This window comes from Clostridioides sp. ES-W-0016-02, from assembly GCF_020641035.1.
Lineage (GTDB): Bacteria > Bacillota > Clostridia > Peptostreptococcales > Peptostreptococcaceae > Clostridioides.
In genome coordinates, this window is record NZ_CP061361.1 from 332,325 (window position 1) to 346,162 (window position 13,838).

General features: G+C 30.5%; 18 protein-coding genes. All 18 read left to right on the forward strand.

Annotated features, from left to right (window positions below):
* The first annotated feature begins 5 nt into the window (after positions 1-5).
* From IC758_RS01880 to IC758_RS01965, 18 genes are read left to right on the forward strand one after another with little or no spacing between them, the layout of a single operon-like run.
* Positions 6-614, forward strand: coding sequence for a flagellar hook assembly protein FlgD (locus IC758_RS01880; protein WP_227827769.1), 609 nt, complete (start codon positions 6-8; stop codon positions 612-614).
* Positions 615-640: 26 nt separating this feature from the next.
* Positions 641-1,621, forward strand: coding sequence for a flagellar hook-basal body complex protein (locus IC758_RS01885; RefSeq protein ID WP_227834868.1), 981 nt, complete (start codon positions 641-643; stop codon positions 1,619-1,621).
* Between the two features lie 12 nt (positions 1,622-1,633).
* Positions 1,634-1,837, forward strand: a complete 204-nt coding sequence (locus tag IC758_RS01890) for a flagellar FlbD family protein (RefSeq protein ID WP_054268815.1) — start codon at positions 1,634-1,636, stop codon at positions 1,835-1,837.
* Positions 1,837-2,655, forward strand: a complete 819-nt coding sequence (locus tag IC758_RS01895; RefSeq protein WP_227434677.1) for a motility protein A — start codon at positions 1,837-1,839, stop codon at positions 2,653-2,655. Before IC758_RS01890 ends, IC758_RS01895 begins: the two co-directional genes overlap by 1 nt.
* On the forward strand, positions 2,645-3,340 hold the full coding sequence (locus IC758_RS01900) for an OmpA family protein (protein WP_227483437.1): 696 nt from the start codon (positions 2,645-2,647) through the stop codon (positions 3,338-3,340). The genes IC758_RS01895 and IC758_RS01900 overlap by 11 nt, the downstream gene beginning before the upstream one ends.
* A gap of 11 nt (positions 3,341-3,351) precedes the next feature.
* Positions 3,352-3,795, forward strand: a complete 444-nt coding sequence (gene fliL / locus IC758_RS01905; RefSeq protein ID WP_227834867.1) for a flagellar basal body-associated protein FliL — start codon at positions 3,352-3,354, stop codon at positions 3,793-3,795.
* A gap of 14 nt (positions 3,796-3,809) precedes the next feature.
* Entirely contained in the window at positions 3,810-4,184 is a 375-nt protein-coding gene (locus IC758_RS01910) for a flagellar biosynthetic protein FliO (protein ID WP_227434680.1), read from the forward strand.
* Positions 4,185-4,850 carry a flagellar type III secretion system pore protein FliP gene (gene fliP, locus IC758_RS01915; protein ID WP_227483435.1) on the forward strand — a complete coding sequence of 222 codons (666 nt, stop codon included), beginning with the start codon at positions 4,185-4,187 and terminating at the stop codon, positions 4,848-4,850. It begins immediately after the preceding gene.
* Positions 4,851-4,862: 12 nt separating this feature from the next.
* Complete coding sequence (fliQ, locus tag IC758_RS01920; RefSeq protein WP_009888090.1) at positions 4,863-5,132, forward strand: flagellar biosynthesis protein FliQ; 270 nt, start codon at positions 4,863-4,865, stop codon at positions 5,130-5,132.
* Between the two features lie 11 nt (positions 5,133-5,143).
* Positions 5,144-6,958: a fused FliR family export protein/FlhB family type III secretion system protein gene (locus IC758_RS01925; RefSeq protein ID WP_227434682.1), complete on the forward strand. Its 1,815-nt coding sequence runs from the start codon at positions 5,144-5,146 to the stop codon at positions 6,956-6,958.
* A gap of 8 nt (positions 6,959-6,966) precedes the next feature.
* A complete protein-coding gene (gene flhA, locus IC758_RS01930) occupies positions 6,967-9,042 on the forward strand; it encodes a flagellar biosynthesis protein FlhA (protein WP_227434683.1) in 2,076 nt (691 codons plus the stop codon).
* On the forward strand, positions 9,020-10,033 hold the full coding sequence (flhF, locus tag IC758_RS01935; RefSeq protein ID WP_227434684.1) for a flagellar biosynthesis protein FlhF: 1,014 nt from the start codon (positions 9,020-9,022) through the stop codon (positions 10,031-10,033). The genes flhA and flhF overlap by 23 nt, the downstream gene beginning before the upstream one ends.
* Positions 10,030-10,908, forward strand: coding sequence for a MinD/ParA family protein (locus tag IC758_RS01940; protein ID WP_227483433.1), 879 nt, complete (start codon positions 10,030-10,032; stop codon positions 10,906-10,908). Before flhF ends, IC758_RS01940 begins: the two co-directional genes overlap by 4 nt.
* A gap of 13 nt (positions 10,909-10,921) precedes the next feature.
* Positions 10,922-11,623, forward strand: coding sequence for a sigma-70 family RNA polymerase sigma factor (locus IC758_RS01945; RefSeq protein ID WP_227434686.1), 702 nt, complete (start codon positions 10,922-10,924; stop codon positions 11,621-11,623).
* A gap of 15 nt (positions 11,624-11,638) precedes the next feature.
* Complete coding sequence (locus IC758_RS01950; protein WP_227483432.1) at positions 11,639-12,061, forward strand: flagellar protein; 423 nt, start codon at positions 11,639-11,641, stop codon at positions 12,059-12,061.
* Entirely contained in the window at positions 12,046-12,231 is a 186-nt protein-coding gene (locus IC758_RS01955) for a flagellar protein (protein ID WP_227434688.1), read from the forward strand. Before IC758_RS01950 ends, IC758_RS01955 begins: the two co-directional genes overlap by 16 nt.
* Positions 12,232-12,271: 40 nt before the next feature.
* Positions 12,272-13,045: a flagellar hook-basal body complex protein gene (locus IC758_RS01960; protein ID WP_227834866.1), complete on the forward strand. Its 774-nt coding sequence runs from the start codon at positions 12,272-12,274 to the stop codon at positions 13,043-13,045.
* Between the two features lie 20 nt (positions 13,046-13,065).
* Positions 13,066-13,827 carry a flagellar hook-basal body complex protein gene (locus IC758_RS01965; RefSeq protein WP_227434690.1) on the forward strand — a complete coding sequence of 254 codons (762 nt, stop codon included), beginning with the start codon at positions 13,066-13,068 and terminating at the stop codon, positions 13,825-13,827.
* Positions 13,828-13,838: the final 11 nt, after the last annotated feature.

A 13,838-nucleotide genomic window follows, 5' to 3' on the forward strand; every position in this document is an offset into this window, starting at 1 on the left:
ACTGTATGTATGGAGTGGCAACAGCTTTAGCAGGGGCTCAAGGAAACTATAGGTCAAATAACTTGAGCCAACTTGAAAGAAATATTAATGATATTGCTAATAAACAAGTTAGAAGTAAAGGAAATCAGACAGTAACAGATAATGGAACTCCAATTATAGGACAGGGTGATGATGCTGATAAAGACTTGTTTATGAAAATACTTGTAGCACAAATGGGTAATCAAGACCCAATGAATCCACAAGACCCAACAGAGTATGTATCACAATTAGCTCAGTTTGCAACTTTAGAAAAGATGTCAGCTATGAACGACAAGCTAGATATACTCTTAGCTTTAAGTAACTCTACTCTAATAAACTCTGCTTTGAGTATGGCAACGTCATTAATTGGTAAAGAAGTAGAAGTATCCGGAGAAGAGAAGGAAGATGAAAACATTGTAGGTGTAGTAAAGTCTACATATATAAAAGATGGAGAGGTACACTTAGAACTGAAAGTAGATGGTAGTGATAAAACTGTAGATGTTAAATATGAAAAATTACTTAAAATAGGAGAAGTAGATACAACTTCAGGAGAAGAAAATAACCCACCAGAGCAAGAATCTCCTGAACAAGAATAATATTAAATTAGAAAAGAGGTAAATTCATGATAAAAGCGATGTATTCAGGTGTAAGTGGAATGAAAGCAAATCAAACTAAACTAGATGTAATAGGTAACAATGTAGCAAATGCTGGGACTACTGCTTTTAAGAAAAGTTCAGCTAGAATAACAGATTCATTTTATCAAACTGTACTATATGCAAGTGCTCCAACAGCTGCATTAGGGGGAACAAACTTAGGACAAGTAGGTGTAGGTAGTAAGATATCAAGTATAAATAAAGATATGACACAAGGAAATGTACAGCCAACTAATAGACCATCAGATTTAATGATAGATGGAGATGGGTATCTTCCAGTAGTAAGGCAAGGTACAGTTATGTATACAAGAGATGGTTCTTTTAACTTAGATACAGGATTTAAAGCAACAGCTGGACCTCTGAACGGTGTCAAAGGTGGAAGACTTGTAAATGGAGATGGGTATATGTTACAAGGAGAGGTTTATAAGGGTACATATAATGCTACTACTGGTGAATTTACTAAAAATGCTACTGCAGAAGGAAAAGAACCTCTTGTAATACCTCTTCAAAGCGTAAGTCCTAAGGATGGAACTGTTCAAAATGTATTAGAATACAATATCTCTAAGGATGGAACAGTAGAATTTTTATTAAGTGATGGTCAAAGAACTCAGTTTGTATATCCTATACCTGATGGTAAAAAAGTAGGAGATGCATCTGGCTTAACTGATGCTGATGGAAGGATTCAAAAAGTACAAACATATGCATTTCAAAATCCAGCAGGACTAGATGCAGAAGGAGGAAACTTGTACAAGCCATCAGCAAACTCAGGAGACCCACAAATAGCAGGAGCTACAGGAACAATAATACAAGGAGCAATAGAAGCTTCCAATGTAGACATAGCAGAAGAATTTACAGAAATGATAATAGCAAGTAGGTCTTTCCAAGCAAACAGTAAAATAATATCTACATCAGATGAGATACTTCAAGAAATAATAAGTCTTAAGAGATAGTAGGTACATAGTATGATAAGAGTAACAGACTTAAACGGAAGAAGCTACATATTAAACTCAGACCTTATAGTAAGAATTGACTCCGTTCCAGAAAGTAGAATATTACTTACAACAGGAGAAAAAAATCTTGTAAAAGAGTCTGTAGATGAGATAGTAGATAAAGTGATAAAGTATAAAAGGAAAATAAATGTAGGTTATATTAGGAGCGAAAAGTAATGAAAAAAACAGATTCACTGACATTCATTGGACTAATATTATCTACAGTATTAGTTTTATTTGGAGCAGTAAAAGGAAGTAGTTCAGGATTAAAAAGTTTCTTTGATTTTTCATCAATATTAATAACAGTATTTGGGTCATTTGGAGCGTTGATGATTACATTTACTATTGATGACATGAAACTTATAAAAAATGCATTACAATACTCATTTAAAACAACGAGTATATCAAGATTAGACTTATTGAATCAATTTAAAGCACTTTCAAAAAAAGCAAGAAGAGAAGGTCTTTTGTCAATAGAAAGTGATGTAATGAAAATACAAGACCCATTTATGAAAAAAGGATTAGAGTTATGTATTGATGGTCTGGAAGTCAATGAAATAAGGTCTATATTAGAATTAGAGATAGATTCTGTTGAAGATACAAATAACAGATATTCAAAGATATTTAAAACTTGGGGAACATTCGCACCTGCATTTGGAATGTTGGGGACTCTAATCGGTCTTATACAAATGCTATCTGACCTTACATCACCAGATTTGATTGCTTCTGGTATGGGAAAGGCGTTAATTACAACATTTTATGGTTCTCTACTTGCAAATATTGCTTTAAATCCAATTGCATATAACATAGATGAAAAAACGGAAAAAGAAGTTTACATAAAAGAGATGATGCTGGAAGGTATAATAAGCATACAATCTGGTGAAAGCAGTATAGTAGTTGAGGAACGTTTAGCGACATACCTTTCAAAAACTGAAAAATTACAGTTTATGAAATCCAATAAAAATACAGAAAGAGCAATGAGTAATGGCGCGTAGAAAAAATAAAAAAAAAGATGAGATAAATCCAGATGCATGGTTGGCCACTTATGCAGACACAATAACTCTAATTCTTACATTTTTTGTACTTCTATATGCAACATCAGTTGTAGATATGGAAAAATTTAAAAATATATCAGATGCATTAAAAGGTCAGTTTTCTGGAGTAAGTATGTTTAACACAGGTTCAAGTACAAGTGCGAAGTCTCCAATAGATAGTGGTTTAGTGGATAAAAATGATAAGTCAGATTTAGAACAAGATTTAAAAGATAAGGTTAATAATTCTAACTTGCAAAATAGTGTAACAGTTAAGGATGATAGTAGAGGGATTTTATTAGAGTTAGATGACTCAATATTATTTGACTCTGGGAGTTCGGAGTTAAAAGTTGATAGTAAAGCTACTCTAAATAAAGTATATGACATGATAAAAATGATGAAAAATAAGATAGTTATAGAAGGTCATACTGATAATGTACCTGTAAAATCAAGTACACATGAGTCCAATTGGGATTTATCTTCTAGTAGAGCAGTAAGTGTTGTAAGATACTTTGTAGAAGAAAAGGGCATGGACCCTAAATTGTTTTCAGCAACAGGATGTGGAGAGTATCAACCTTTAGTTTCAAATGATACAGCAAAGGGAAGAGCTGAAAATAGAAGAGTTAATATACTTATAACTATCGACTAGGAGGAAGAGTTTTGTTCAAAAATAAAAAAATTATTCTAATTATTTTGATACTGATTGTTTTCTCAGCAGGAGCAGGGTTTTTTATATTAGGTAAAGGTGGAAGTGGACAAATTGATAAGATTATAGGTTTGTTTATTCCAACAGGAAAAGCTAAAGATGAAATAAAGACAGAAAATCTTGATTTAGAAGAAATGGTATTGAAGCTAGCTGATGAAGGTGTAAGATATTTAAAGGTGTCAATAACTGTATCTTATGATGCTTCATATAAAGATATAGAAAAAAATACACCTTTAATTAGAGATAATATTATAAATTGCCTTATGGCAAAAAGAGCAGATGATTTTTCTGCTGAAAATCTAAATAATATAAAAGATGAAATAAAAAATACTTTAAATACAAATTTAGGTGGGAATGTAATACAAAACATATATTTCACAAATATAGTAGTACAATAAAAGGATGGTAAGACATGATACTTTATTTATTAAAGATATTAATATGTATTCCAATAATTTTAATATTGATAGTCTTATCTTTAAAAATTAGCCAGGGAACTTTATTAAAAAAATACAATGACAAATATGTAAAAATACTAGACATTGTAAGTATAAATAAAAACAATAGCATAATAATTTTAAAAGTAGGTGAAGAAGGATGTATTATTGCATCTTCTTCAGCTAGTATGAATAAGATAAAAGATTTGACCAAAGAAGAAATATCAAAAATAGAAGATGACATTAAAGAGAGAAATTTTAAAATCCAAGATTTTAAAATGGAAAAAATCAAAGCAAAATATGATTTCAGTAGATATATTGGAAAATTTACAAAAAAGGAAGATAAGTAAATGGAACTATTATCAAAATTACCTTTGTCTGACGTACCATATACAAGTTCAATGCAATTGTTTTTATTTCTAACGGCATTAATGTTTTTGCCATTTGTAATGTTCATGATGACAAGCTTTGTTAGAATAGTCATAAGTTTATCATTTTTGAAATCAGCATTAGGAGCACAACAAGCAATTCCAAGTCAAGTTTTGGTAGGGCTTGCGATAGTATTGACAATATTTATAATGAGACCAGTATTAAATGAAATAAACGAAAAGGCATTACAACCATATATGAAAGAAGATATTACTATGGAAAAAGCCATGAAAGAAGCAGAAGTGCCTATTAAAGAGTTTTTACTAAAGCAAACTAGACAAACTGACTTAGATTTATTTGTAGAACAAGCAGGGTTAAAAGAAAAAAAATTAACTCGTGAAAATATACCCTTATCTGTTGTAGTTCCAGCTTTTGCGATAAGTGAACTAAAAACTGCTTTTCAAATAGGTTTTTTAATATACATACCATTTTTGATAATAGACCTTGTTGTAGCAAGTGTTTTAATGTCTATGGGAATGTTTATGTTACCTCCAGTTATGATATCATTACCATTTAAGTTGTTATTATTTGTAATGGTGGATGGATGGAACTTGATAGTAAAAACATTGATATTGGGATTTGGATAGGAGAAAAATAATATGAGTGAATTTATGATAATGAGTGTTCTTAAAAATGGTATGTTTACAGGAGCTATGATTGCAGCTCCAGTACTTATTGTTTCTCTTGTAGTTGGACTTTTAATAAGTGTATTTCAAGCTACAACTCAAATCCAAGAGCAAACTTTGACATTTGTACCAAAACTAATAGCAATTCTTTTGGTAGTAGCTATTGGTGGAAGCTGGATGTTACATACTCTTATTAGTTTTACTTCTGAGATATTCAATATGATGTCTCTTATAACTAAGTAAGTAGGATACATATGATTTTTGTATTTATTAGAATAGTAGCCTTCTTTGGAACATTGAGAATGCTATTTCCAGCTGGTACACCTGCTTTATTTAAGTCACTCTTTGCAATCATTATATCAATATTGATTTCAAGTACTATGCAAATTGAATATGTAACAAATATAGACAATATTGTAATGTTTACTTTATATGGTATAAATGAGACTATAACAGGGATTATTCTTGGATATATAACGAATCTATGTTTTTACAGTATCAGAATGGCAGGTTCTATGATGGACCAACAGATGGGATTATCAATGATTAATATGTTTGACCCAAATTCAATGACTCAAACAACTCTAATTGATAATCTTATGAACTGGACAGCAATTATGATATTTTTTAGCATGGATGGTCACCATATTTTAATTCGAGGTATAAGGTATAGTTTTGAGTTAATTCCAATAGGAAAATCATTTGTAGATAATAATATAGATTATATAATAAACATATTTGTGCAGTGCTTTATAACTGGGTTTAAAATAGCAATACCTATTGTACTTTGTCTGCTTATGGCAGATTTTATATTAGGTCTTATATCAAGAAGTGTACCTCAACTAAACGTAATGATAGTTGGTATGCCATTAAAAATATTGGTTGGTATAGCATTATTTATCATATCAATACCTTTAATTGTCAACCAAATAAGTCATTTATTGAGTCAAATACCAAAGATGTATGAGGGAACTTTTGCACTAGCCCCTATGTTTTTTATGGGTTCAACAGACAAAACAGAAGACGCTACTCCAAAGAAAAGGGGAGAACAAAGAAAAAAAGGTAATATAGCAAAAAGTAGAGAATTACCTGTTGCAATGACCTTATTTGCATTCACTTTGTTAGTCCCTACATTATTTTCATATGTAGTGGACACACTTAAATCTTCACTCAATCATTTTTTAAGCGTGAATTTTTATATGAACATAAATTATTCAAACCTAGAAAACTTAATTATAGTAGGATTAATGGATTTTTTCAAGATATTTTTGCCAATAGCTATTCCATTTTTGGTCTTAGGTGTAGTAGCTAACCTATTTCAAGTGGGAATATTATTTACTGGGGAAACTTTGAAACCAAATTTATCAAAATTAAATCCAATTAGTGGATTCAAAAACATGTTTTCTATGAGAAGTTTATCAACTTTAATAAAGGATACAGCAATTATATCTGTCTTAGCTTACATAGGATATAAATTTTTTCAAGATAATTATTTAGATATCTTAAAACTAGGGAATATATACTTACCAACTTTAATGTATACAGTTAAAGACTTAGTATATTCCATATTAAGTAAAATTTGTATAGCTATGATAGTTATAGCAGTTGCAGATTATTTTTATCAAAGGTATAGTCATAAAAAACAACTGAGAATGACAAAACAAGAAGTTAAAGATGAATATAAAAACTCAGAAGGAGACCCAGAAATAAAAGCTAAGATAAAACAAAAACAAAGACAAATCTCATCTCAAAGGACTATGCAAGCAGTACCAAGCGCTACTGTAATAGTAACCAATCCAACTCACTTATCTATAGCAGTGAGATATGAAAAAGGGAAGGACCAAGCTCCAGTAGTAGTGGCAAAAGGTGCAGATTATTTAGCTTTTAAAATAAGGGAAATCGCAAAGGGAAATGACATCCCAATAATAGAAAATAAACCCATTGCTAGGTTGTTATATAAGCAAGTAGAAATAGACCAAGAAATTCCAGAGGACATGTATCAAGCTTTTGCAGAGATCTTAGTAGCAGTATATAAAATCAAAAATAGATACAAAGTCCCAAAAAGGTAGGATAAGTAATGAATAAGTTTAATCTAAAAGAACATATGGACGTAATAGTGGCTTTTGGTGTTGTAGGAATTGTTCTTATGATGATAGTGCCATTACCTACATTTATATTAGATATTTTACTGGCAATTAACATAAGTTTATCTGTGCTAATTTTATTAATGACATTATTTACAACAAATGTACTTGATTTATCCATATTTCCAACAGTGTTACTTGTTACAACACTATTTAGATTGGGATTAAATCTTTCATCAACTAGATTGATTTTAACTCAAGGATATGCAGGTGAAGTTATAGAGGCATTTGGAAGTTTTGTTGTAGGTGGAAATTACGTAGTAGGGATAATTATATTCCTAATTATATTAATTGTTCAATTTGTCGTTATAACTAATGGTTCTGGAAGAGTATCTGAAGTAACAGCTAGATTTACGTTAGATGCCATGCCAGGGAAGCAGATGAGTATAGATGCAGATTTAAATGCAGGAGTTATAGATGACAAAACTGCTAGAAAAAGAAGAAAAGAACTCCAACAAGAAGCTGATTTTTATGGTTCTATGGATGGTGCAAATAAGTTTGTAAAAGGAGATGCTATAGCAGGTCTTATAGTAACAGCAATAAATATAATAGGAGGAATTGTAATAGGAGCTGTAATGCTAAACATGACTCTTATGGGTGCAGCTCAGACTTATGTAAGACTTACTATAGGTGATGGACTTGTAAGCCAGATACCAGCTCTACTAATATCCACATCAGCTGGTATAATCGTAACAAGAGCTTCGACTGATGAAAACTTTGGTGACTTAGTAGGTAAGCAATTAACAGCAATACCAAAAGCAGTAATGATGACTGGTTGTGTTTTAATTATACTTGGTATGATGCCTGGATTACCCAAGCCAGCGTTTTTTTCACTGGGAATAGGTGCAATAGCAGCAGGTTACTTCTTAGGAAGAGAAAAGAAGGATACCTTAGAAGATTTAGATTTTGAAAAACCTGATATGGTAAATCCAGACAAAAACGAAGTAGAAGATGTAACAAACTTAATAAATGTAGAAGCTATAGAAGTAGAAATTGGATATGGCTTAATATCTTTAGCTGATGAATCAGCAGGAGGAGATTTACTTCAGAGAATAGCATCAATAAGAAGACAATGTGCCATAGACATGGGTATAGTTGTACAACCTATAAGAATAAGAGATAATTTACAACTAAATCCAAACCAATATAACATAAAGATAAAAGGTAATGTAGTTGGTGGATATGAGATAATGCCTAATATGGTTTTATGTATGGACCCTATGAATCAAGGTTTTAATATATTTGGAATAAAGACAATTGAGCCTACTTTTGGAATAGAGGCACTTTGGATAGAAAGTGATAAGGTAGAAGATGCAGAGTTAAAAGGTTATACAGTTGTAGATTCATCCACAATACTTATAACCCATTTACTAGATATAATAAAATCCAATGCACATGAGTTACTGGGAAGACAAGAAGTTAAGACTATTATAGATGCAGCAAGAGAAAATTATAGTGCTGTAGTTGATGAGTTGATACCAGACTTAATGACACTTGGTGAAGTTCAAAAAGTACTTAAAAATCTGTTGAGAGAAAAAGTAAATATAAAGGATAGGGTTACAATCCTTGAAACACTTGCAGACCAGTCCAGGAACACAAAAGACATAGAGCTTCTTACTGAATATGTGAGAATAGCTTTAGCTAGAAGTATTTGTACGAATTTGGTGGATGAAGATAAGTCAATTGTAGTGGCTACATTATCTCCAGAAACCGAGGAATTGGTATCTAATAATTTACAAAGGTCTGTAAATGGAACTTATCCAGCTGTTGACCCAGAAAACACAAACAAAATATTTGAGAGTATACAAGATGTAATAGGTAATGTATATTTCAATCATAATATACCAGTAATAGTAGTATCACCAAAGATAAGAGCACCATTTAGAAAACTAGTTGAGATTGTATATCCTAATTTGACTGTACTATCATTAAATGAAATACCTAATGATGTTAAAATCAAAGCAGAAGGTGTGGTGAGCATATATGATGACGAAAAAGTATACAGCTAATACAATTCAGGATGCTATGAATCTAGCCAAAATGGAATTGGGTGACAATATTACATTAATAGATAAAAAAGAAGTAAGAAAATCTGGAATACGAGGTATTTTTTCAAAGAGAGATATCGAATTAACTGTCGGATGGGAAAAGAGAGATAATGTAGAACAAAATGACTTGAAACGAGAGGTAGAACAATTAAAGTCAATTATAAGTAATATGGGGTTTGATAATAAGAATGACAATGATATAGATAAAATATGTAAGAACCTACTAAATCTAGAGTTAAATGAAGAAATTGTAGAGTCCATAAGAACTGACTTACAAGAGATGAAGTTCAATGGAATTGATACAAGTAAAAATTTAGTGGAAAGTCTAAAGAAAAAGATTAAAATAGAAAATCCAACGATAAATGGGAAAATCGCTCTAGTTGGACCACCAGGAGTAGGTAAGACAACTACAATAGCAAAGTTAGCCGCAAAATTAGTATTTGAGGAAAATAAAAAAGTAGGTGTAATAACTATAGATACCTATAGAATTGGCGCTGTGGAGCAGTTAAAGATATATACTGACATAATGAATATTCCTTTTAAAGGAGTAATAAGCCCCGATGAGATGGAGTTGGCGCTTGATGAGATGAAAGATTGTGATGTTGTATTAATAGATACTACAGGTAGAGGATATAAAAATTCTATGCAAATACTAGAAATCAAAAATCTCATAGATAAAGCTGAAACTGATAATATACACTTAGTTTTGAATTGCACAACAAGAGAAAATGATACAAAAGCAATTATAGATTCATATAGAAATGTGAACTTTAAAAGCTTAATAATTACAAAGCTGGATGAAACAATCACATATGGTTCCATCTTTAACATAGTGAATTATGCACAAAAACCAATATCGTATATTACAATAGGGCAAAGTGTTCCTGATGACATTATAAAACCTAATGAAGATAAGATTATAAGATTACTATTAGGAGTTGAAAGTATATGATTGACCAAGCTCAAATCTTGAGAAAGATGGCAATAGAAAAAAGAGGACTTGATGAATTTATAGTGGAGAATGGGAATGCACCTAAGATAATTACAATAGCTTCTGGGAAAGGTGGTGTTGGAAAGAGTAATCTCGCTACAAATTTGTCTATCTGTTTGACTAGGCTTAATAAAAAAGTTCTTATATTAGATGCAGATATAGGAATGTCAAATATAGATATAATAATGGGTGTAAATGTAAAAGGTACGATAATTGATGTAATTAATGGAGAAAAAAATATAGAAGATATAATTTCACGTACTAAATATGGTGTGAATATAATTTCTGGAGGTTCTGCACTTAATCATATAGAAGATTTTACAGAAGCTCAAAGAAATAAGTTTATACATAGCATAGAACAGATTCATGATGTCGATTTTATAATAATTGACACAGGCGCTGGTATGAGTAAAAGTCTATTGTCATTTATATATTGTAGTACTGAATTTTTCTTAATAACAACTCCAGAACCAACATCATTAACTGATGCATATAGCTTACTAAAGGCCATAAGTAATTTTGGGATAAAGAGAAGTGCAAACATAATAATCAACAGGGTAATAAATTTAGAAGAAGCAAAATCTACATACAACAGAATAAAGATGGTTGTAGACAAATTTTTAAATCTTAATTTAGAGTTATATGGATATATAATAGATGATAAAAAAGTAGGAATATGTGTAAAAAAGCAGATACCATTTATTCTGGAATATCCTACAAGTAGCGCTTCAAAGTGTATTATATCTATAGCAAAGAGAATGGTAAGTCAGTCAAGAGAAGATATTGATGAGAATAAGGGTCTACTAAGAAAAATGTTTAGTATATTTAAAAGCTAAGGAGGCGTAGTTAATGAATAGAGAAGAATTAATAAAAGAGAATATGCCTCTTGTAAAGAGTATAGCAAGAAAATTTTTTATACCTGGGAAAGGCTTTGAATATCAAGATTTAGTAAATAGTGGAGTTATTGGATTGATTGATGCAATAAATAAGTTTGATGTTGAAAAAGGAGCAAAATTTTCTAGTTACTCTTATATAAAAATAAAATCAGCTATATTAGATGAAATTAGAAATCAAAGTCCAATCTCTAAGCATAATTTAACTAAAGTAAATAAATATAATAGAGTAGTAGAAAAATTGCAGGCTGAGTTATTAAGAGAGCCAACTTCATATGAAATTGCGAATGAATTAAATATTTCAGAAAAGGAACTTTATGATATCGAAAATAATATAGACATGCTAAATATTGTATCATTAAACCATGTAATCTTTGAAGATACAAATGAAACTGTACAAGATACAATAAGTGACAGAGATGAAGATATTCCAGCAAATGTAATAGAGGAAGAAGAAAAACTAGAAATTTTATCTCAAGCAATTTGTAATTTAAAGGAAAAGGAAAAATTAATACTTTCACTGTACTATTATGAAGATTTAAATCTAAAGGAAATAGGAAAAGTGCTAGGTGTTTCAGAATCAAGAGTTTCACAACTCCACAGAAAATCAATAAGAAACTTGAGAAGCAAAATAAAAGAACTTAAATATTCTATATAGATGGTGATTGATGTGATGATACAAATTATATTAATAGTAGTGTCTATTTTGATAATAGTAACTATAATAGCAAATTTACATAAGGAATCGAAAAACAAAGATAACAGGTACTTTGACAAAATATTTGAACAGGAATATGAGGCAAATGATAGATTGATAGTTGCAGAAAAAAGAAGATTCTTTTTAGATAAAGTACTTGCTGAAATAAGAAGTAATAATCATATAAAAGTTTATGAAAATTATAACTTAATAAAAACTAATGAAGAAAAAAAAGACAGTATCTTTATAGAATCAAGACAGGAAATAAAACAAGAAAATGAGCTATCTCTTAAAGTGAAACATCTTATAAATTCTGGTTATGATGATGTGGAAATATGCAAGATGCTACATATTGGAAAGGGTGAGCTGTCATTAATAAAGAGTTGTTACAAAATATAAGAATATTATTATTTGATAAAAAAGTACTTTTAGGAATAGGAATTGGTATATTAATATCGACTTTATGTATAATGCTTTTTAGTAATAATGATATGAGCAAAGCAGAGATAGAAAAAAAGGCCAGAGCATTAGGGATGAAATATTCAAGTGAGATGAAAGTTTTAGAATAAATAATCTTGTTAAACAATTTACGAAAAAGGAGGTCATAATGTGATAAGAGGATTATATACAGCAGTTTCGGCTATGATAACAAATCAGCAAAAGCAAAATGTTGTTGTCAATAACCTAGCCAATATGGACACTAATGGATATAAAAGTAAACAGCTTTTAACCAAGAGTTTTGATTCATTGAAATTAGAAGCTTACAATAACTACGCAAATGGAACTAAACAAAAGCAAGAGATAGGTGAAATAAGTCCAGGTATTTCCATGGATGAAACTATTACAAATTTTAACCAAGGTCCTATAAAGCAGACTGATAATAAAATGGATGTAGCTATTCAAGGTAAGGGGTTCTTTTTGGTTAGTGATGCAGCTGGGAATCAGTTTTATACTAGAAATGGTAATTTTAGGACAGATAATCAAGGAGACCTTATAACTAGTGAAGGATACTATGTTCTTGGAACAAATACTGTAACTGGTGCTGTGGGTCATATAAATGTAGGAAATAAGAAATTTGAAGTAGCAAATGATAATACAATATCACTGGACGGAAATGCTATGTACAAATTTAATATGGTAGATTTTAATGACTATAATAAGCTAAAAAAAGAAGGCGATAACCTGTATTCTGGAGAAGGAGCTATAAAAGCAAATAATGCATATACAATACAAAATGCTATAGAGTCATCTAATGTAGATATGGTATCTGAAATCAATAATATGATGACAATTTCAAGAGAATATGAAGCAAATCAAAAGATAATTCAAGCTATGGATTCTAAATTAGCAAAAATAGCAAGCGAGATTGGTTCAGTAAGATAGATAATAGGAGGTGAATTTTTATGTACACAATGTTTTATACTAGTAAAACAGCTTTATCAGCAAATCAAAGTAAACTAGATATAATATCTAATAATATAGCAAATACTGATTCCACAGGATATAAAAAGCTAAATATGGAATATTCTGATTTAGTAGATGAAGTACTAAATAGACCATCTTACCCGACAAATGGTAAAGATATATCAACTGGAACTGGCTCTAAAGCCTCAGCTCCTATGAGAAATTATGAACAAGGAGCATTAGCTCCAACAAATAGTAAAAGTGATTTGGCAATAGATGGAGAAGGATTCTTTAGAGTCATAAGAAATGATGGCACATATGCATATACAAGAAATGGTGGATTTAATGTAGATGCTTTAGGTAAGATTGTAGATGATAGTGGAAATATACTAGATGTCCAATTTGATGCAGGTTATAACTACAATAATACAAATATAACTGATACAAACTTAACCGTTTCAAGAAATGGAGATTTATTTGTAGATAATAAAAAAATAGGAACGATAAATTTGTATGAGCCTACAGGAACTCAAAATTTTATATCTGAAGGAGATAGCCTATTTGTTGCAACTGATGCAGGAGAAGTCAAACAAGTTGGAAAAGTTGATATAGTTCAAGGCTACAGAGAAAGGTCAAATGTTTCTTTACAAGAAGAATTTGTTGATTTAATAGCTACTCAAAGAGCATTTCAAATGAATTCAAAAGGAATAAAGACAGCTGATGAAATGTGGCAAATAGCTAATAATTTAAGAGCTAAATAATTATGTAAGGT